The 18652-nt window shown below is 71.6% G+C and carries 17 protein-coding genes; 11 read left to right on the forward strand and 6 right to left on the reverse strand.

The window, feature by feature from the left end:
* Window positions 1–407: 407 nt before the first annotated feature.
* Genes HD597_RS43665 through HD597_RS43685 form a run of 5 tightly spaced genes read left to right on the forward strand, consistent with a single transcriptional unit; the run spans window position 408 to window position 5633 of the window.
* Window positions 408–1442 carry a DUF7847 domain-containing protein gene (locus HD597_RS43665; RefSeq protein WP_253751657.1) on the forward strand — a complete coding sequence of 345 codons (1035 nt, stop codon included), beginning with the start codon at window positions 408–410 and terminating at the stop codon, window positions 1440–1442.
* The gene (locus HD597_RS43670) at window positions 1439–2071 is read left to right on the forward strand and encodes a DUF4129 domain-containing protein (RefSeq protein WP_253751658.1); all 633 of its coding nucleotides are present in this window, start codon (window positions 1439–1441) and stop codon (window positions 2069–2071) included. The genes HD597_RS43665 and HD597_RS43670 overlap by 4 nt, the downstream gene beginning before the upstream one ends.
* Window positions 2068–3246: a DUF4350 domain-containing protein gene (locus tag HD597_RS43675; protein ID WP_253751659.1), complete on the forward strand. Its 1179-nt coding sequence runs from the start codon at window positions 2068–2070 to the stop codon at window positions 3244–3246. Before HD597_RS43670 ends, HD597_RS43675 begins: the two co-directional genes overlap by 4 nt.
* A 13-nt stretch (window positions 3247–3259) precedes the next feature.
* On the forward strand, window positions 3260–4231 hold the full coding sequence (locus HD597_RS43680) for an AAA family ATPase (protein WP_372513645.1): 972 nt from the start codon (window positions 3260–3262) through the stop codon (window positions 4229–4231).
* 28 nt (window positions 4232–4259) lie between these two features.
* Window positions 4260–5633 carry a DUF58 domain-containing protein gene (locus tag HD597_RS43685; RefSeq protein WP_253751661.1) on the forward strand — a complete coding sequence of 458 codons (1374 nt, stop codon included), beginning with the start codon at window positions 4260–4262 and terminating at the stop codon, window positions 5631–5633.
* A gap of 40 nt (window positions 5634–5673) precedes the next feature.
* Here HD597_RS43685 and HD597_RS43690 read toward each other — a convergent pair whose 3' ends face one another.
* The gene (locus HD597_RS43690; RefSeq protein ID WP_253751662.1) at window positions 5674–6666 is read right to left on the reverse strand and encodes a stage II sporulation protein M; all 993 of its coding nucleotides are present in this window, start codon (window positions 6664–6666) and stop codon (window positions 5674–5676) included.
* 51 nt (window positions 6667–6717) lie between these two features.
* Here HD597_RS43690 and HD597_RS43695 point away from each other — a divergent pair, with 51 nt between their 5' ends.
* Window positions 6718–7674, forward strand: coding sequence for an RDD family protein (locus tag HD597_RS43695; RefSeq protein ID WP_253751663.1), 957 nt, complete (start codon window positions 6718–6720; stop codon window positions 7672–7674).
* Window positions 7675–7704: 30 nt separating this feature from the next.
* On the opposite strand, the gene HD597_RS43700 is transcribed toward HD597_RS43695, so the two are convergent.
* Window positions 7705–9060 (reverse strand): LVIVD repeat-containing protein, encoded by a 1356-nt coding sequence (locus HD597_RS43700; protein WP_253759717.1) that lies wholly within the window; start codon window positions 9058–9060, stop codon window positions 7705–7707.
* A gap of 126 nt (window positions 9061–9186) precedes the next feature.
* On the reverse strand, window positions 9187–10590 hold the full coding sequence (locus tag HD597_RS43705; RefSeq protein ID WP_372513547.1) for an LVIVD repeat-containing protein: 1404 nt from the start codon (window positions 10588–10590) through the stop codon (window positions 9187–9189).
* Between the two features lie 164 nt (window positions 10591–10754).
* Here HD597_RS43705 and HD597_RS43710 point away from each other — a divergent pair, with 164 nt between their 5' ends.
* The 3 genes from HD597_RS43710 (at window position 10755) to HD597_RS43720 (ending at window position 13091) form a co-directional block, all read left to right on the forward strand.
* Window positions 10755–11390, forward strand: a complete 636-nt coding sequence (locus HD597_RS43710) for a DUF305 domain-containing protein (protein WP_253751665.1) — start codon at window positions 10755–10757, stop codon at window positions 11388–11390.
* A gap of 94 nt (window positions 11391–11484) precedes the next feature.
* Window positions 11485–12822 (forward strand): FAD-binding oxidoreductase, encoded by a 1338-nt coding sequence (locus HD597_RS43715; protein WP_253751667.1) that lies wholly within the window; start codon window positions 11485–11487, stop codon window positions 12820–12822.
* Window positions 12819–13091, forward strand: a complete 273-nt coding sequence (locus HD597_RS43720) for a helix-hairpin-helix domain-containing protein (RefSeq protein ID WP_253751669.1) — start codon at window positions 12819–12821, stop codon at window positions 13089–13091. The genes HD597_RS43715 and HD597_RS43720 overlap by 4 nt, the downstream gene beginning before the upstream one ends.
* A gap of 14 nt (window positions 13092–13105) precedes the next feature.
* On the opposite strand, the gene HD597_RS43725 is transcribed toward HD597_RS43720, so the two are convergent.
* Window positions 13106–14260, reverse strand: coding sequence for an epoxide hydrolase family protein (locus tag HD597_RS43725; RefSeq protein ID WP_372513549.1), 1155 nt, complete (start codon window positions 14258–14260; stop codon window positions 13106–13108).
* A 43-nt stretch (window positions 14261–14303) separates the two neighbouring features.
* Here HD597_RS43725 and HD597_RS43730 point away from each other — a divergent pair, with 43 nt between their 5' ends.
* Window positions 14304–15269, forward strand: coding sequence for a helix-turn-helix transcriptional regulator (locus tag HD597_RS43730; RefSeq protein ID WP_253751673.1), 966 nt, complete (start codon window positions 14304–14306; stop codon window positions 15267–15269).
* 4 nt (window positions 15270–15273) lie between these two features.
* Here the strand turns inward: HD597_RS43730 and HD597_RS43735 are convergent, their stop codons facing one another.
* Both HD597_RS43735 and ahcY read right to left on the reverse strand, forming a co-directional pair.
* The gene (locus tag HD597_RS43735) at window positions 15274–16509 is read right to left on the reverse strand and encodes an adenosylhomocysteinase (RefSeq protein ID WP_253751675.1); all 1236 of its coding nucleotides are present in this window, start codon (window positions 16507–16509) and stop codon (window positions 15274–15276) included.
* Window positions 16510–16696: 187 nt separating this feature from the next.
* Window positions 16697–18124 carry an adenosylhomocysteinase gene (gene ahcY, locus HD597_RS43740; protein WP_253751677.1) on the reverse strand — a complete coding sequence of 476 codons (1428 nt, stop codon included), beginning with the start codon at window positions 18122–18124 and terminating at the stop codon, window positions 16697–16699.
* Window positions 18125–18227: 103 nt separating this feature from the next.
* Between ahcY and HD597_RS43745 the strand changes: the two genes are divergently transcribed.
* Window positions 18228–18572, forward strand: coding sequence for a MerR family transcriptional regulator (locus HD597_RS43745; protein ID WP_253751679.1), 345 nt, complete (start codon window positions 18228–18230; stop codon window positions 18570–18572).
* The last annotated feature ends 80 nt before the right edge of the window (window positions 18573–18652 follow it).

Here is an 18652-nt window from a genome sequence, read left to right on the forward strand (position 1 = left end):
GTCCGCCCCCGCGACCGCAATCTCAGTCTGCGGTAACAGAGCGACTTTCGGCCATCCCTGGACGCGAACCTTGCCCGGATTCCTCCGTGAATGCGGGCAAGATGAGGCCGCGAATCCTTCCCGTGACACCAATGCCCCGCACAGCGTGCCAGGATTGGGATATGTCAGACGGTCACGGTCCCACGCCCGAGACGCCATCAGGCTGGTCGGCCGAACAGCCCCCGCCCTACAGCGCCCCGCCGGCCTCCCCGTGGACCGCCCCCGGTGCGCAACAGCCGGCGCCCACCGGGCAGCCGTACGGCCCGCCCGCGCAGCAACCCCCGCATTTGCCGCAACAGATGCCTTACGGGCAAGCGCCGCAAACACCATATCCGCCTTATCCGCAACAGCAGCCCGGATACGGCTACATGCCGCCGCCGGCGCTCCGCCCGGGCATCATCCCGCTGCGCCCGCTGGGTCTGGGCGACATCCTGGACGGCACGATCAAGCTGATCCGGTCGAACCCCAAGGCCGTGCTCGGCCTGTCGGCCGTGGCCGCGCTGCTCGCCGCCGTGCCGATGGCCGTCGGCCAGGCGTTCCTCATCGACGCCATGCCCAGCCCGCTCGACGACCCCGAGAGCATCGCCGGCGCCGAGAGCCAGCTCAACAGCATCTCCGGCATCGTCGGCCAGTACGGCGGCACGCTCATCTCCTCCGCGATCTCGTTCGTCGTCGTCACGCTGCTGACCGGCGTGCTGACCCGCATCCTGGGCCGGGCCGTCTTCGGCGGCAACATCAGCGCGGGCGAGGCCTGGCAGCTCGTCAAGGGCCGGATCCCCGCGCTGTTCGGCGTGGTGGCCATGATGGCCGCCATCATGGTGGTGCCGCTGATCGTCTTCGTGCTGCTCCTGGTCGCGATCGTGATGAACGCCACCGACGCCTCAGCCATCGGCTGGATCCTCGGGCTGACGGTCCTGTTCCTCATCCTCTACGTCGCCTACTACCTGTTCTTCAGGACCCGCTTCGCGTTCGCCTCGCCGGCGGTGGTCCTGGAAGGCCGCGGCCCGGTCGACGCGATGCGCCGCTCGTGGCACCTGGTGACCGGCGACTTCTGGCGGGTGTTCGGCATCCTGCTGCTCACGTCGCTGCTGGTCGGCCTCGTCGCGAGCCTGCTGACGTTCCCGTTCACGCTGATCGGCACCATGCTCGGGATGCTGGGCACGAGCTCGGTGACCAACACCATCGTGTCGGCCGTGCTGATCGCGATCGGCGGCACGCTCGGCGCGATGCTCACCTACCCGTTCGAGGCCGGCGTCTCCGGCCTGCTGTACGCCGACCGGCGCATGCGCAGCGAGGCGTTCGACCTCGTGCTGCAGACCGCCGCCATCGAGCAGCAGCGCCAGGGCTGGGTGCACGCCTCGGCCGACGAGCTGTGGCACCCGTCCAACTCCGCCAGGTCGTGAGCCCGATCGACCGGGAGGAGGCCGCGCGCAAGGCCGCGGAGGAGCTCCTCAAGCCGGAGTACGAGAAGGAAGCCCTGTTCGACCGGCTCTACCGGTACGTCACGCAGTTCCTCGGCGACCTTCTCGACGCGGCCACCGGTGGCGGCTCGGCGGGCGGCATCATCGCCGCCGTGGTGATCACGCTGATCCTGCTCGGGCTGATCGCGCTGATCGCGTGGCGGCTGCGCAAGACGGCGCGCAGGAACGCGCTCGCGCCCGGCGCGCTGTTCGGCACGCGGGCGCTGACCGCGGCCGAGCACCGGCAGGCCGCCGAGCGCCTGGCCCAGGAGGGCCGCTGGACCCAGGCCATCCAGGAACGGCTCCGGGCCATCGCTCGCGACCTGGAGGAACGCGCGCTGGTCGACGGCATGCCGGGGCGGACGGCCGACGAGCTGGCCGCCGAGGCGGCGGTGTCGCTGCCCTCGTTCGCGCAGGAACTCGCGGCGGCCGCCCGCTCGTTCGACGACGTGACGTACGGCGGGGTGATGGGCACACGGGAGGCGTACGAGACGATGACCGGCCTCGACGAGCGCCTGCGCCAGGCGCGCCCGGTGCCGCTCGCGGCCGCGGCCGGTGAGGGCGGGGCATGAGCGTCGTCACCCCCCAGGCCCCTCCCGGGCAGTCCTACCCGACCTCCCCCACCGCCCGCTCCACCTGGCGGGCCGGCCGGATGATCGCGCTGCTGGGCGGCCTCGTCGTGCTCATCGCGGTCCTCGGCGTCCTGCTCGGCCCCGAGCGCGCCCCGGCCCGCTACCTCGACCCCGACGACACCTCGCTGTCCGGCTCCAGGGCGCTGGCCGAGCTGCTGCGCGACCGGGGCGTCACCGTCGACCGGGTCGACTCCGTCGAGGCCGCCGCCGCCAAGGCCGCCACGGGCGACCGGCTGCTGCTGATCACCGACACCATGTACGTCGAGGAGTTCAGCCTGGCGAGGGTCCCCGGCGACCGCCTGATCGTCGGCGACCTCTTCGGCCTGCCCGCCCTGGCCCCCGGCGTGCGCGTGGAGGCGGCCGGAGCCAGGCCCCGCTCCCGCGAGCCCGAGTGCGGCCTGCCCGCCGCCACCGCCGCGGGCAGCGCCTACCTGGGCGGCGCCGTGCTGCGCGGCCCGTCGGGCGCCACCGCCTGCTACCCGGCGGGCGACGGGCACACCCTGGTCAGCTTCCCGTACGCGAGCGGGGTCATCACGGTCGTCGGCGACGGCGGCTTCATGACCAACCGGCGCCTGGCCGAGGACGGCAACGCGGCGCTGGCGCTCAACCTCATCGGCACCGGCAGGCCCGTCACCTGGCTGGTGCCGCCCGAGACGCCGCCCGCGCTCGACCTGCCCGGCGAGCGCGGCCAGTCGATGTACGACCTGATGCCGGCCGGCATCCGGTGGGCCGTCTACATGTCGATCATCGCCGTGGCCGTGGCCGCGTTCTGGCGCGGCCGCCGGCTGGGGCCCGTGGTGACGGAGAAGCTGCCGGTCGTCGTCAGGGCCGCCGAGACCGTCGAGGGGCGCGGCCGGCTCTACCGGGCCAGGCGCGCCAGGGAACGCGCGGCCGACGCGCTGCGCGCGGGCACGATCGACCGGCTCACTCCGAGGCTGGGGCTGGCGTCCGGCGCGGGCCGGCCGGAGATCGTCTCGGCGATCGCCGCCCGCACGGGGCACGACGCGCAGCAGGTCGCCGCGGCGCTCTACGGCCCGCCGCCGGCGGACGACGCGGGGCTCGTCGGGCTGGCCGCATATCTGGACTTCATGGAGAGGCAGATCAGTGAACTCTGATGAGACATACCGCGTGCCGGCCGGCGGGCCGATCGGCAACGGCGACTCGGCCAGGGAGGCGCTCGGCGCGCTGCGCGCCGAGGTGTCCAAGGCCGTGGTCGGCCAGGACGCGGTCGTGACGGGGCTGGTCATCGCGTTGTTGTGCCGGGGGCACGTGTTGCTCGAAGGCGTGCCGGGCGTGGCCAAGACGCTGATGGTGCGCACCCTGTCGGCGGCGCTGTCGCTGGACTTCAAGCGGGTGCAGTTCACGCCCGACCTGATGCCCGGCGACGTGACCGGGTCGTTGATCTATGACACGAAGACCGCGGAGTTCGAGTTCCGCGAGGGGCCCGTGTTCACGAACCTGCTGCTCGCCGACGAGATCAACCGCACGCCGCCGAAGACGCAGGCGGCGCTGCTGGAGGCGATGGAGGAGCGGCAGGTCAGCGTGGAGGGCTCGGCCCGCGAGCTGCCCGACCCGTTCGTGGTGTGCGCCACGCAGAACCCCGTCGAGTACGAGGGCACCTACCAGCTCCCCGAGGCCCAGCTCGACCGGTTCCTGCTCAAGCTGACCGTGCCGCTGCCGCCGCGCGAGCAGGAGATCTCCGTGCTCGACCGGCACGCCCGCGGCTTCGACCCGCGTGACCTGTCCGGCATCAAGCCCGTGGCCTCGGCCGAGGACCTGGCGACGGGCCGGGAGGCGGCCTCGAAGGTGCACGTGGCGCCCGAGGTGCTCGGCTACATCGTGGACGTGGCCCGGGCCACCAGGAACTCCCCGTCGCTGCAGCTCGGCGTCTCGCCGCGTGGCGCCACGGCGCTGCTGGCGGCCTCCCGGGCGTGGGCGTGGCTGTCCGGGCGCCCGTACGTCACCCCCGACGACGTCAAGGCGCTGGCCAGGCCCGCGCTGCGGCACCGCGTGCAGCTCCGGCCCGAGGCCGAGCTGGAGGGCGCCACCGCCGACGGCCTGCTCGACGGCATCCTGGCCTCGGTCCCGGTCCCGCGTTGACGGCCGCTACGGGAAGCGTGGTGCGGGAATGGCTCTGACGGGACGTGCCGGGCTGGTCGCGGCGGTCGGGATCGTGGTGGTGCTGTTCGCGCCGCAGCCCGGGGCCGCGCTGGCCGGGGTCTGCCTGCTGCTGGCCGCGGGGATCGTCGTGGACCTGGTGTTCGCGGGCGCCGTGCGGCCGCTGCGCTTCCACCGGTCCGGCGACACGCTGGTCCGGCTCGGCCAGCAGGCCACGGTGGAGCTGGTGGTCGAGAACCCGGGCGGCAGGCGCGTACGCGGCCTGCTCAGGGACGCCTGGCCGCCCTCCGCGGAGGTGCACCCGCGGGTGGCCCCGCTGGACGTGCCGGCCGGGGAACGCCGCAAGATCGTCATCTCGCTCAGCCCGACCAGGCGCGGCGACCGCTCCTCCGTGGCGATCACCGTGCGCTCGCTCGGCCCGCTGGGCCTGGCCGCCCGGCAGGGCAACCACCAGGCGCCGTGGACGGTGCGGGTGCTGCCGCCGTTCCTGTCGCGCAAGCACCTGCCCTCCCGGCTGGCCCGGCTGCGCGAGCTCGACGGGCAGCACCCGGCGCTGGTGCGCGGGCAGGGCACCGAGTTCGACTCGCTGCGCGAGTACGTCGTCGGCGACGACGTGCGCTCCATCGACTGGCGGGCCACCGCGCGCCGCCACGACGTCGTCGTCCGCACCTGGCGGCCCGAGCGCGACCGTCGCGTGCTGATCGTGCTCGACACCGGCCGCACCTCGGCGGGGCGGGTCGGCGCCGCGCCGATCTACCTGGCGGGGGCCGACGCGAGCGGCGCCGGGCTGTTCCTGCGGCCCGACCCCAGGCCCGCGCCCGGCTGGCCGCGCCTCGACTGGTCGATGGACGCCGCCCTGCTGCTGGCCGCGCTGGCCGCCAGGGCCGGCGACCAGGTCGACTTCCTGGCCCACGACCGGGCCGTACGCGCCTGGGTGAGCGGGGCGTCGCGTACCGAGCTGCTGTCGTCGCTGGTCAACGTGATGGCGCCGATCGAGGCGGAGCTGGTCGAGGCCGACGCGCAGGGCATGGTGGCCGCCATCCTGTCGCGGGCCAAGCGGCGCTGCCTGGTGGTGCTGCTCACTGACCTGAACCCGGCCGCCATGGACGAGGGCCTGATGCCGGTCCTGCCGCAGCTCTCCGCGCGGCACCTGGTGCTGGTGGCGGGGGTGTCCGACCCGTCCGTCGCGGCCATGGCGGGCCGCCGCGGGTCGGTCGAGGAGGTGTACGACGCGGCGGCGGCCGAGCAGGCCCAGCTCGGACGCAGGCGCATCACGGCCAGGCTGCGGCGGCACGGTGTCGAGGTCGTCGACGCGCCTCCGGAGGACATCGCGCCGGCCCTCGCCGACGCGTACCTGGCTCTCAAGGCGGCGGGACGGCTCTGACGCGCCGAGCCCGCCGCGCTCCGGTCCGGTGACGCCGCGGTCAGGCGGTCGGGGCGACGTCGGGCGCCCGCTCGATGTCGCCGGTCTCGTTGTCGCGCAGCGCCCTGCGGCCGAAGATGATCACGTACGCGAGGAAGACCGCCTCGGCGAGCACCCCGATGCTGATGCGCGCCCACGTGGGCAGCCCCGACGGGGTGACGAACGCCTCGATCAGCCCCGACACGAACAGCACCACGACCAGCCCCATGGCCACGCTCATCACCGCCCGGCCCTGCTCGGCCAGCGCCTCGATCCGCCTGCGCGGCCCCGGGTCGACGACCGTCCAGCCCAGGCGCATGCCCACGGCCGCCGCCAGGAAGATGGCGGTCAGCTCCAGCAGGCCGTGCGGCAGGATCAGGCCGAAGAAGATGTCCAGCTTGTCCCTGGAGGCCATCAGGCCGCCGGAGACGGCGACGTTCTCGGCGTTGGCGTAGAGCGCGTACGGGATCGGCAGGCCCAGCACCGCCGCGTACATGATCATCTGCGCCGCGACCCACGCGTTGTTGGTCCACACGCGGCTGGCGAAGGAGGCGGCCGGGTGCTCGGAGTAGTAGTCGGCGAAGTCCTCCTCGACGAGCCGGGTGATCTCGTCGGGGCTGGCGATCGACGCCTGCACGTCGGGGTTGGCCGCCACCCACGCGCCCATCACCCACCCCACCGCCAGGAAAGCCACCGTGACCGCCAGCCACCACCATCGGGCCCGGTAGGCCACCACGGGGAACGACACGGTGAAGAAGCGCGTCACCTCGCGCCAGGCCGGCGTGTGCGCGCCGGTGACGGCGGACCTGGCCCTGGCCACCAGCGCGGACAGCCGCCCGACCAGCATCGGGTCCTTGGACGACGAGCGGACCATCGACAGGTGCGTGGCCACCCGCTGGTACAGCTCCACCAGCTCGTCCACCTCGGCGCCGGTCAGCGAGGAGCGGTGCTTGACCAGGTGATCGAGCCGGTCCCACACGGGGCGGTGTGCTGTGACGAACGCATCGATGTCCACCCGAACATTCTGGCCGCTCGTTCACCCGGACATTGCCGTTAGGCTCCACATATGTCGGAGGTTGTGACCGGCGACGCCGTCGTCGTCGAAGTGCGGGTGGCGCAGATGCCCTCCCGGGCCCTGGCGATCGTCATCGACATGGCCGTGCAGTTCACCGTTCTGGTCGCCGCCTACGCGCTGTTAGGAGCGTTCGCGGCCATCACGGACTCCGCCATGTTCGGGGCCGTGATGATCGTCCTGGTGGTGCTGGTGCTGGTCGGCTATCCGGTGATCTTCGAGACCCTCAGCAGGGGCCGCAGCCTCGGCAAGCTGGCGCTCGGGCTCCGGGTGGTCGGCGACGACGGCAGCCCCGAGCGCTTCAGGCAGGCGCTGTTCCGCGGGCTGGCCGGGGTCCTGGAGTTCTGGATGCTCTCGGGGGCGCCGGCGCTGATCGCGTCGCTGGTCTCGCAGCGGGGCAAGCGGCTCGGCGACGTGTTCGCGGGCACCATCGTGATCTCCGAGCGGGCGCCGCGCGAGTCGGGGCAGGTCATCGTCATGCCGCCGCAGCTCGTGGGCTGGGCGGCCACGCTGGAGCTGTCCCAGTTGCCCGACGAGGTGGCGCAGGCGGCCCGGCAGTACCTGACGCGCTGGCACGACCTCACGCCGCAGGTGCAGTACGAGATGGGGATACGCATCGCGACCCAGGTGGCGGCCTTCGTCTCGCCGGCGGCTCCTGGCGGGGTGCCGGCGCACGCGTACCTGAGCGCCGTCCTGGCGGAGCGGCGGCGGCGGGAGCAGGCGCGGTTCGCGCAGCGCCTGGGGAACGGGCAGCCGCCGCAGCGGGGCCCGCACGTGCCGCAACACCCGCACGCACCGCAGCACCCGCACGCACCGCAGCACCCGCAGGCGCCGCAACACCCGTACGCGCCGCCGCCCGGCCCGGTCGTGTACCAGCAGCCGCCGGCTCCGCCCGCACCCGCGCCGGAGCCGCCGAGGGCGACTCCGGGCGGGTTCGCGCCGCCTCAGTGAGCGCGGTCACGGGGCGCGCGAGCCGTCACCTCAGCCGTGCCTGCGGCCGTGGTACGACTCCTGCGTCTGCGTGTTCAGCCGGTCGGTACGCACGTACCTGGCACTGTCGGTACGCGGGTCGCTGATCTTGATGACGTCGAGACCCTCGTGGAAGTCGGCCGCGTAGATGTAGCCGTTGTAGTAGTAGGCGGACCAGACGCCACCGCCGCCGCCCGCCGAGCGGGGACCGCGCTCGAAGTAGCCGATCTCCCTCGGGTTGGCGGAGTCGGTGAAGTCCCAGATCGACACGCCGCCCATGTACCAGGCCTGGACCATGATGTCGCGGCCCTTGACCGGGATCAGCGAGCCGTTGTGCGCCACGCAGTTCTCGCTGTCGGCCTGGTGGCGCGAGATCTTGAAGTAGCTCTTGAAGACGAGCTGCCCCCGCACGATCTCGTAGATCGCGTCCGCCCCGCGGTTCGGGCCGGTGGCCTCGTTGCAGGTCGCTCCGCCTCCGCCGCCGAGCTCGTCGGTGAAGACGACCTTCCTGGCGTCGTTGCTGAACGTGGCCGAGTGCCAGAACGCGAAGTTCGGGTCGGTCGTCCTGGCCGTGATCTTGGGGTTCAGCCGGTCGCGGATGTCGAACAGCACGCCGTCGCCCATGCACGCGCCCGCGGCGATGTCCTTCTCCGCGTAGACGGTGATGTCGTGGCAGCCGCTGGTCGGCAGGAGCAGGCCGGGCTGGGTCTCGTTGCCGCCGTCGGGGAAGACGACGGGAGTCGCGGCGACCGCGGCGGCCTCCGGGTCGCGGAGCGGCACCTTGATGATCGAGATCTTGTCGTGCGGCGGCGCGCAGTCGGGGAAGGTGTCGGCCGGCTGGTACGACGACACGTAGACGTAGACGTTCCTGTGCTGGTCACGGCCCTTGCCCGGCACCAGGGTCAGGGTGTGGGAGCCGCAGTTGGTCTCGACCGACTTGACGTAGCGCGGGTTGGTCTTGTCGGAGATGTCGAAGATGCGGACGCCCTCCCACGACTCCTTGATCGTGGCGCTCTGCCCGGTGCTGCTGCACGAGTCGTTGTTGCGCGAGGAGTCCACGGCCGCGAACAGCAGGTCGCCGTACACGCTGACGTCCATCTGGGCGCCGGGGCAGACGACCGAGCTGACCGGCTTGGCCTTGCGGGGGTTGCTGATGTCGTAGATCGAGAAGCCGCCGTAGTTGCCCACGTAGGCGTAGTCGCCCTGGAAGGCGAGGTCGGTGTTGATCGTGGCGGCGATCGCGTCGGGCTTGGGGATGTTCAGCACGTGGGTCACGTTGGGGCTGTGGACCACGGCGTCGGGCGGGGGGATGTCGGCGGCCTGCGCGGGTGCTACGGCCAGCGCTAAGACGGCGGCCATCGCCGCCATGACGAGGGAACGGCGCTTCGATGTCACTCGGGAGCCTCCTTGATCACGCTCGGAGTGTGAACGTGCACGTCGGATGCGGGAAACGAAAAAGGGCGGGAGCTCCGGTCGGAGCCCCCGCCGCACGATCTACCAGTCGTCGCGGCCGTGCCCGCGCTCGGGGTACGACGCCTGTGTCTGCGCGTTCAGGGAGCGCATCTTGACGCCGTTGGCCTTGTTCGTACGCCAGTCGTTGATCTTCAGCACGTCCAGGCCCTGGTGGAAGTCGGAGCCGTAGATGTAGCCGTTGTAGTAGTAGGCCGACCAGAAGCCGCCGTACAGCGGACCGGCGGTGTTGTCGGGACCGCGCTCGAAGTAGGCGATCTCCTTCGGGTTCGCGGAGTCGGTGAAGTCCACCACCGAGACGCCGCCCTGGTACCAGGCCTGCACCATGATGTCGCGGCCCTTGACCGGGATCAGCGAGCCGTTGTGGGCCACGCAGTTCTCCGTGTCGGCCTGGTGCCGCGCGATCTTGAAGTAGCTCCTGAACTGGAGCTGCCCGCCGACGATGTCGTAGTAGGCGTTGGCGCCCCGGTTCGGCCCGATGGCCTCGTTGCAGGTCGCCCTGGTGCCGCCGCCGAGCTCGTCGGTGAAGATCACCTTCGTGCCCTCGTTGTTGAAGGTGGCCGAGTGCCAGAAGGCGAAGTTCGTCTCGTCCCTGACCGTCGCGGTCACCTTGGGCTGCTCGGGGTTGCGGATGTCGAGCAGGATGCCCTCACCCATGCACGCGCCCGCGGCGATGCCCTTCTCCGGGTAGGCGGTGATGTCATGGCAGCCCGCCGTGGCCGTCTTGCCGTCCGGGTAGGGCAGCGGGACGCCCGGGTACCCGCCGTCGGGGAACAGGTTCGGCGTGGCGATGACCGAGGCCGCCTCCGGGTTCCGCAGCGGCACCTTGATGATGGAGATCAGGTCGTGCGGCGTCTTGCAGTCCGGGTACGTGTCGCTCGGGCCGTAGGAGGAGATGTAGATGTAGACGTTCTGCCGCCTGCGGTCGGGCACGAGCGTGTGCGTGTGCGAGCCGCAGTTCGTCTCGACCGACTTGATGTACGTCGGGGCGGACTTGTTCGAGACGTCGAAGATCCGGATGCCCTCCCACGATTCCTTGATCGTGGCGCTCTGGCCGGTGCTGCTGCACGAGTCGTTGTTGCGGGAGGAGTCGACGGAGCCGAACAGCAGGTCGCCGTACACGCTGACGTCCATCTGGCCGCCGGGGCAGACGACGGAGCTGACCAGCGACGTTCTCTTCGGGTTCCTGATGTCGTAGATCGAGAAGCCGAAGTAGTTGCCCACGTAGGCGTAGTCGCCCTGGAAGGCCATGTCCGTGTTGATGTCGGACAGGGCTTCAGGCTTGGGCACGTTCGTGACGTGCTTGATGTTGGGGCTCATGACGATCTCGCCGGGAGCCGGGATGTCCGCAGCCTGGACGGGTGCCGTGACACCAACGCACGCGACGAACGCCGCTACCAGGATGAGGGCTTTGCGGGGGGCTAACACCAGACCTCCAATAAAGGGGGCATAAATCTACGCAATCCTCACCCCCTCCCGGCCCCAACGACCAGCGTCCAACATGTCAAATTTTGTTGCGATTCGACCTCTTTCATTTAGTACGGTTTTCACCTAGAGTGCGCATGCTGTACCCCGTTCAGTCAGGAGGCTGAGTGCGCGCTGCGCTCGTCGTCGTCGTGACCCTTGCCGCCGCCCTCTCGGGTTGCAGCTCCGACACGACCCCGCAGGCCCCGCGGGCCGGCTCGTCGGCGCCGGTGATCGCGCCCGGACGCCCGGGCGAGCAGGCCAGGACCCTCTCCCCCGGGGAGGCAGCCACCGCCGTCCCCTCGGCCACCGCCAACGCCGCGGACGTGAAGTACGTCCAGGACATGATCCTCCACCACCGGCAGGCCGTGGACATGGCGCTGCTCGCCCCGAACCGCGCCGAATCCGCCAGGCTCAAGGGCCTGGCCGACCGGATCCAGGACGTGCAGGGCCCCGAGATCCAGTACATGACCACCTGGCTGCGGGAGCAGGAGCAGACCGTGCCCGACCACCACGGCCGCCACCAGAGCATGCCGGGGATGGCCACGCCCGAGCAGATCGAGGCGCTGAGGGCGGCCCAGGGCAAGGAGTTCGACCGGATGTTCCTGCAGCTCATGATCAACCACCATCTGGGCGCGATCGAGATGTCGAAGCAGGTGCTGACCGGCGGGGCGCACATCAAGATCGAGGAGCTGGCCACCGACGTCAGCGTGGAGCAGGCGGCCGAGATCCGCCGGATGCAGGAGATGCAGGCCACCCCCTGATCCGCCCCATCCCCTGATCCGCCCCACCCGCTGAGCCGCCCGACGTCCGATTCCTGCAAGCCGCGGCCGGAGCACCCGGCATAGTGTCGCGGGCATGAGCACGAACCTCCATCCAGGAGAGCCCGGCTACGACGAGAACCGGCTGGGGCTGAACCGGGCGGCGGGCGACTCCCGCCCCGCCTGCGTGGTCGCCGCCGCGGGCGAGCGGGACGTGGTCGCCGCGGTGCGGCTGGCCGCCGAGCGGGGGCGGCCGGTGGGCGTCATGGCCACCGGGCACGGCCCGGCGGTGGCCGCCGACGGCGCCGTGCTGGTCAGCACGCGCCGGATGGACGCCGTGACGGTGGACCCGGCTGCCGGGACCGCGTGGGTCCAGGCGGGCGCCCGATGGGAGCAGGTGCTGGAGCGCACGACCCCGCACGGGCTGGCCCCGCTCAACGGATCGAGCCCGCATGTCGGAGCCGTCGGCTACACGACGGGCGGCGGCGCGGGCCTCCTCGGCCGCCGCTACGGCTTCGCCGCCGACCACGTACGCCGCCTGCGGCTCGTCACCGCAGACGGCCGGCCGCGCGAGGTGACGGCCGGGTCGGAGCCCGACCTGTTCTGGGCGGTCCGCGGCGCCAAGGACAACTTCGGCCTGGTCGTGGACATGGAGATCGACCTGTTCCCGATCTCGGAGCTGTACGGGGGCGGGTTGTACTTCCCCGGCGAGGCCACCGCCGAGGTGCTGCACGCCTACGCCGCGTGGAGCCGCCGGATGCCCGAGGAGATGGCCTCCTCGGTGCTCCTGATCGGCGCCCCCGACGTGCCGGGCCTGCCCGAGCCGCTGCGCGGCCGGTTCTTCGTCCATGTCCGCATCGCCTACAGCGGCGACGTGGCGGAGGGCGAGTTCCTCGTCCGGCCCCTGCGCGACCTGCGGCCCACGCTGCTGGACACGGTACGGAAGCTGCCCTACGCACAGGTGGGGTCGATCCATCACGATCCGGCCGGCGAGCCGTACGTCGCCCTTGACCGGAACGTGCTGCTGCGCGAGCTGACGCCGGAAGCCGTCGAGACCGTCGCCGCCCTGGCCGGGCCCGGGTCGCCCTTCGTCACCGAGCTGCGCCAGTTCGGCGGCGCGTACGCGCGGGCGCCACGGGTGGCCAACTGCGTCGGAGGGCGCGACGCGGCGTACTCGTTGTTCACCGGCGTCGTGCCGGAGGCCGGGGCGCTGCGCCGCCGCGACGAGCTGCTGACCCGCCTGCGCCCGTGGAGCACCGGCGGCACGAACCTCAACTTCGCCGGCGTCGAGGACTCCGCCCCCGCCCGCGTGGCAGCCGCCTACACCCCCGCCGACCACGCCCGCCTCACCGCGCTCAAGGCCCGCTACGACCCGCGCAACCTGTTCCGGATCAACTTCAACATCCCGCCATCGCACGAAGGAGGGGCCCCGTGACCTCGAACCTCACCGACCTGCTCAACGTCGGCCGCGCCGTGGCCGCCCGCTTCGAACGCATCGGCATCACCCGCGTCGACCAGCTCCACGGCCGGGACCCGCTCGACCTGTACGAGCGGATCTCGGCCGCCGGCGGCAAGCGGGAGGACCCGTGCCTGCTCGACACCATCATGTCCGCCGTACGCCAGGCCGAGGGCGGGCCTGCACTCCCGTGGTGGCACTACACCCCCGAGCGCAAGCGCCTGCTCGCGGAGCGGCAGACGCCCTGAGGCGCCCCGCAGGGTCATCGCAGCGGGCGGAAGAAGGCCCGGATGTCCTCGACGAGCAGCTCGGGCGCCTCCATCGCGGCGAAGTGGCCGCCCCGGTCGAACTCCGACCAGTGCACGACGTGGTGCTCGCGCTCGGCGATCCGGCGCACCCCGCCGTCCCCGGGGAAGACGGCCACGCCGTGCGGCAGCGCCGAGTACTCGGCCACCGCGCCCCAGCCCTTCTGCCCCTCCTTGTAGAGCCGGGCGGCCGAGGCCGCGGTGCCGGTGAACCAGTAGATGCTCACGTCGGTGAGCAGCTCGTCGCGGTCCACCGCGTCCTCGGGCAGGTCGCGGGCCGGATCGGTCCATTCCTTGAACTTCTCCACGATCCACGCGAGCTGGCCCGCGGGTGAGTCGTGCAGCCCGAACGCGAGGGTCTGCGGCCGGGTGGCCTGGATGATCGCGTAACCGGCCCTGTCCTGGTCCTGGTACTGGTCGAGGCGGGCCAGCTCGGCGGGCGTGAGCTCGGCCAGCTCGGCGGGGTCGCCGGTGGGGAACCCGAGCGCGCCGTTGACGTGCACGCCGACCACGTTCTCCGGGGCGGCGCGGCCGAGCATCGGCGAGATGACCGAGCCGCTGTCGCCGCCCTGGGCGCCGTAGCGCCGGTAGCCGAGCCGGTCCATGAGCCGCGCCCACGCCCGCGCGACCCGCTCCAGGTCCCAGCCGGTCTCGGTGGTGGGCCCCGAGAAGCCGAAGCCGGGGATCGACGGGGCGACGACGTGGAAGGCGTCGGAGCGGTCGCCGCCGTGTGCCGCCGGATCGGTGAGCGGGCCGATGACGTTCATGAACTCGGCGATCGAGCCGGGCCAGCCGTGCGTGATGATCAGCGGCAGCGCGTCGGGCTCGGGCGAGCGGACGTGCAGGAAGTGGATGTTCTGGCCGTCGATCGGGGTCGTGAACTGCGGGAAGGCGTTCAGCCTGGCCTCGGCGGCCCGCCAGTCGAAGCCGGTGCGCCAGTACTCGGCCAGCGTCCTCGCGTAGCTGGTGGGGACCCCGTAGGACCAGCCCACCCCGGGCAGCTCGTCCGGCCAGCGGGTCGCCGCCAGCCGGGCGTGCAGGTCGTCAAGCTGCGCCTGCGGGATGTCGATGCGGAAGGGACGAATGCGCGCGTCGTTGTTCATGTCGACCATGCTAGGAACGACCTAGGACAACTTCGGTCCTAGGATGGACGTCATGTTGGAGACCTCGGCGCGGCTGCTGCGGCTGCTCTCTCTGTTGCAGACCCCTCGCGACTGGCCGGGCGCCGAGCTGGCCGAACGGCTCGGCGTCTCGCCCCGCACGGTGCGCCGTGACATCGACCGGCTGCGCGAGCTCGGCTACACCGTGCACGCCACCGCGGGCGCGCCCGGCTACCGGCTCGGCGCCGGCGCCGGGCTCCCGCCGCTGCTGCTCGACGACGACGAGGCCGTCGCGGTCGCCATCGGCCTCGGCACCGCCGCCGTCTCGGGCGTGGCGGGCATCGAGGAGACCTCGCTGCGCGCCCTCACCAAGCTCGAACAGGTTCTCCCGTCCCGGCTGCGGCACCGCGTCGGCAACCTGCGGTCGGTCACGGTCCCGCTGGCCGGGTCCACGGCCGCGGAGGTGGACCCGGCCGTGCTCACCGCGATCGCCGCGGCCGTGCGCGACCGGGAGAGCCTGCGCTTCGGCTACCGCTCCCACGACGGCGCCGAGGACGTCCGCACCGCCGAGCCGTACCGGCTGGTCAGCTCGGGCCGCCGCTGGTACCTGGTGGCGTGGGACACCGGCCGGGCCGGCTGGCGCACGTTCCGCGTCGACCGGCTGCGCCTGCACACCCCCAACGGGCCCCGCTTCACGCCCCGCCGGCCGCCCGGTGACGATCTCGTCCGCTACGTCTCCGAGCGGATCTCCGTCGACCCCTACCGCTATCGCGGCCGGTTCACCGTGCACGCTCCCGCCGGCGTGGTCGCCGCCCGGATGCCGCCGACGATGGCGGTGGTGGAGCCAGCCGGTGACGACGCGTGCGTCCTCAGCACCGGGTCGAACTCCCTGGACGAGCTGGCCATGTGGGTCGCGCAGCTCGGGGTGCCGTTCGAGGTGCACGAGCCGCCCGAGCTCGTCCGGCACATCGCCGGCCTCGGCGCCCGCCTCGCCGACGCGGCCCGCCCGGCTCCTGCGTGAGCCCTCAGGAGCCCATCCGCCAGGAGTGCAGGTACTCCTCCTGCTCGGCCGTCAGCAGATCGATGCCAATGCCGGTGGCGGCGAGCTTGAGCCTGGCCACCTCGTGATCGATCTCCTCCGGCACGTCGTACACGCCGGGCGCGAGGTTCGCCCGCTCGCCGACGAGCCACGCCACCGCGAGCGCCTGCGCCGAGAACGACATGTCCATGACGGCCGCCGGATGCCCCTCGGCGGCGGTGAGGTTGACCAGCCGGCCCTCGGCCAGCAGCAGCAGCCGCCGTCCGTCGGGCATCACGTACTCGTCGGTGTTGGGCCGCACGCCCCTGTGCACCTCGTGGGCCATCTCGTCCAGGCCCCGCACGTCGATCTCCACGTCGAAGTGCCCCGCGTTGGCCAGGATGGCGCCGTCCTTCATCACCGACAGGTGCTCGGCCCTGATCACGTCGCGGTTGCCCGTCACCGTGACGAACAGGTCGCCGAGCAGCGCCGCCTGCGCCATCGGCCGCACCTCGTATCCCTGGAGGGTCGCGTCCAGCGCCTTGACGGCGTCGATCTCGGTCACGATCACCCGCGCCCCGAACCCCTTGGCCCGCTCGGCCACCCCGCGCCCGCAGAAGCCGAACCCGGCCACGACCACGGTCCGCCCGGCGAGCATGGTGTTGGTGGCCCGCATGATCCCGTCGAGCGTGGACTGGCCGGTCCCGTACCGGTTGTCGAACATGCGCTTGGTACGGGTGTCGTTCACGGCCACGACGGGGAACCGCAGCGCCTCCTCGGCCGCCATCTGCCGCAGCCGGATGATCCCGGTCGTGGTCTCCTCGCAGCCGCCGGTGACCCCGTCGAGCAGGTCCGTCCGCTCGGTGTGCAGGATGTTCACCAGATCGCAGCCGTCGTCCAGCACGAGCTCCGGGGCCAGGTCGAGCGCCTGGTGGATGTGCCGGTAGTAGGTCGCCCGATCGACCCCGGCGCGGGCGTGCACCGCGATCCCGTAGCTTCTGAGCGCCTCGGCGACGTCGTCCTGCGTGGAGAGGGGATTGGAGGCGGCCAGCGCGATCTCGGCCCCGCCCGCCTTCAGCGCCCCCAGCAGCACCGCGGTCTCCGCCGTGACGTGCAGGCAGGCCGCGATCCTCAGCCCGTCGAGCGGCCGTTCGAGCGCGAACCGCTCACCGATCGCCGTGAGCACCGGCATCGAGCGGGCGGCCCAGGAGATCTGCCGCTCACCGCTTTCACTGAGGTCCATGGCCAACCTTAAACCGAAGAGGACGGCCAGGGTCACGCTCGTCACGGCGCCCGGTCCGTGATCCTTCACGACCGGCCATGACAGACCGGGGTGGCGTCGGCGCGTGCGGGTGACCTGGCCCGCCGTAACAGATGGAAAAGCCCCGAGAGGCGAGTAGCAACCTCTCGGAGCTGTTCGCGGCAGAGATCTAGTACCGGTAGTGGTCCGACTTGTACGGGCCCTCGACGTGGACGCCGATGTAGGCGGCCTGCTCCTTGGACAGCTCGGTGAGCTTCACGCCCAGGGCGTCGAGGTGCAGGCGGGCGACCTTCTCGTCCAGGTGCTTGGGCAGCGTGTACACGCCGATCGGGTACTCGGAGGTCTTGGCGAAGAGCTCGATCTGCGCGATCACCTGGTTGGTGAACGAGTTGGACATGACGAAGCTGGGGTGGCCGGTCGCGCAGCCCAGGTTCATCAGGCGGCCCTCGGCGAGGACGATGATCGAGTGCCCGTCGGCGAAGACCCACTCGTCGACCTGCGGCTTGATGGTGTTCCTGACGATGCCCTCGGTGCGGCTCAGGCCGGCCATGTCGATCTCGTTGTCGAAGTGGCCGATGTTGGAGACGATCGCCTGGTGCTTCATCTTCGCCATGTGCTCGGCGGTGATGATGTTGAAGTTGCCGGTGCAGGTGACGAAGATGTCGGCGATGCCGACGACCTCCTCCAGCGTGGTGACCTGGAAGCCGTCCATGGCCGCCTGGAGCGCGCAGATCGGGTCGATCTCGGTGACGATGACGCGGGCGCCCTGGCCGCGCAGCGCGTCGGCGCAGCCCTTGCCGACGTCGCCGTAGCCGCAGACCACGGCCACCTTGCCGCCGATCAGCACGTCGGTGGCGCGGTTGAGGCCGTCGATGACGGAGTGGCGGCAGCCGTACTTGTTGTCGAACTTCGACTTGGTGACCGAGTCGTTGACGTTGATGGCCGGGAAGAGGAGCTGGCCGTTCTTGTGCATCTCGTAGAGGCGGTGCACGCCGGTCGTGGTCTCCTCGGTGACGCCCTTGATGCTCTCGGCGATCCGGGTCCACTTCTTGTCGGCGCCGACCGTGCGGGTGAGCAGGTCGATGATGACGTGCCACTCCTCCGGGTCCTCGGCCGTGGCGGGGGGCACGGCGCCGGCCTTCTCGTACTCGGCGCCCTTGTGCACCAGGAGGGTGGCGTCGCCGCCGTCGTCGAGGATCATGTTGGGGGCGTCGCCGTCAGGCCAGGTGAGCGCCTGCTCCGTGCACCACCAGTACTCCTCCAGCGTCTCGCCCTTCCAGGCGAACACCGGGACGCCCTGCGGGTCGTCCACCGTGCCGTTGGGGCCGACGACGACCGCGGCGGCGGCGTGGTCCTGGGTGGAGAAGATGTTGCAGCTCACCCAGCGCACCTCGGCGCCGAGGGCCACGAGGGTCTCGATGAGGACGGCCGTCTGGATCGTCATGTGCAGGGAGCCCATGATCTTCGCGCCGCGAAGGGGCTGGGAGGCCGCGTACTCCTTGCGGACCGACATGAGGCCGGGCATCTCGTGCTCGGCGAGCCGGATTTCCTTACGGCCGAAGTCGGCAAGTGAAAGGTCTGCGACCTTGAAGTCCATCGGGTTTCCCCTCGCGTCACGGATGGTTGTCGCCGACGAGTCTAGGCGGCGCTCCTACGGGGATGCACCTCATGGAGGGCTAACCTGACGTAAGAATGTAAGAATGCGCATCACGGAAGCAGCCAAGCGGCTCGGCATGTCCCCACGAATGCTCCGATACCGGGAGGCACTCGGCCTGCTCCCACCGGTGCGCGAGCAAGGGGCGCACCGGCGCTTCGGGCCCGACGAGCTGGCCGCCGTGGCTCAGGGCGTGGAGCTGGAGAAACAGTTCGACGTGTCGCCGGCGGAGCTGGCGTTCGCGCTGCGGGTGCTGAGCGAGCCGGCGGTGGCGGCCGCCGTACGCGACCTCGGGATCCGCATCGGGCGCATCCAGGTGCCTCGCCGCGCCCTGGACTTCGAGAAGGAGAAGGCCCTGCGCCTGCTCCGCCCGCCGAACGGCGTCCGCTGAACGCCCACCGGACGACGCCCGCCGGACGACGCCCGCCGGACGACGCCCGCCGGACGGGCGGCGGGCCGCCGCCCGTCCGG

Source organism: Nonomuraea thailandensis (assembly GCF_024172165.1).
GTDB classification, from domain to species: domain Bacteria; phylum Actinomycetota; class Actinomycetes; order Streptosporangiales; family Streptosporangiaceae; genus Nonomuraea; species Nonomuraea thailandensis.

Excerpts from the sequence above, each read along its gene's own strand:
- HD597_RS43665 (WP_253751657.1), top strand. The coding sequence starts at position 408 with ATGCCGCCGCCGGCGCTCCGCCCGGGCATCATCCCGCTGCGCCCGCTG.
- HD597_RS43675 (WP_253751659.1), top strand. The coding sequence starts at position 2,068 with ATGAGCGTCGTCACCCCCCAGGCCCCTCCCGGGCAGTCCTACCCGACC.
- HD597_RS43685 (WP_253751661.1), top strand. The coding sequence starts at position 4,260 with ATGGCTCTGACGGGACGTGCCGGGCTGGTCGCGGCGGTCGGGATCGTG.
- HD597_RS43695 (WP_253751663.1), top strand. The coding sequence starts at position 6,718 with ATGTCGGAGGTTGTGACCGGCGACGCCGTCGTCGTCGAAGTGCGGGTG.
- HD597_RS43700 (WP_253759717.1), bottom strand. The coding sequence starts at position 9,060 with ATGGCGGCGATGGCCGCCGTCTTAGCGCTGGCCGTAGCACCCGCGCAG.
- HD597_RS43715 (WP_253751667.1), top strand. The coding sequence starts at position 11,485 with ATGAGCACGAACCTCCATCCAGGAGAGCCCGGCTACGACGAGAACCGG.
- HD597_RS43725 (WP_372513549.1), bottom strand. The coding sequence starts at position 14,260 with ATGGTCGACATGAACAACGACGCGCGCATTCGTCCCTTCCGCATCGAC.
- HD597_RS43730 (WP_253751673.1), top strand. The coding sequence starts at position 14,304 with ATGTTGGAGACCTCGGCGCGGCTGCTGCGGCTGCTCTCTCTGTTGCAG.
- HD597_RS43735 (WP_253751675.1), bottom strand. The coding sequence starts at position 16,509 with ATGGACCTCAGTGAAAGCGGTGAGCGGCAGATCTCCTGGGCCGCCCGC.
- ahcY (WP_253751677.1), bottom strand. The coding sequence starts at position 18,124 with ATGGACTTCAAGGTCGCAGACCTTTCACTTGCCGACTTCGGCCGTAAG.
- HD597_RS43745 (WP_253751679.1), top strand. The coding sequence starts at position 18,228 with ATGCGCATCACGGAAGCAGCCAAGCGGCTCGGCATGTCCCCACGAATG.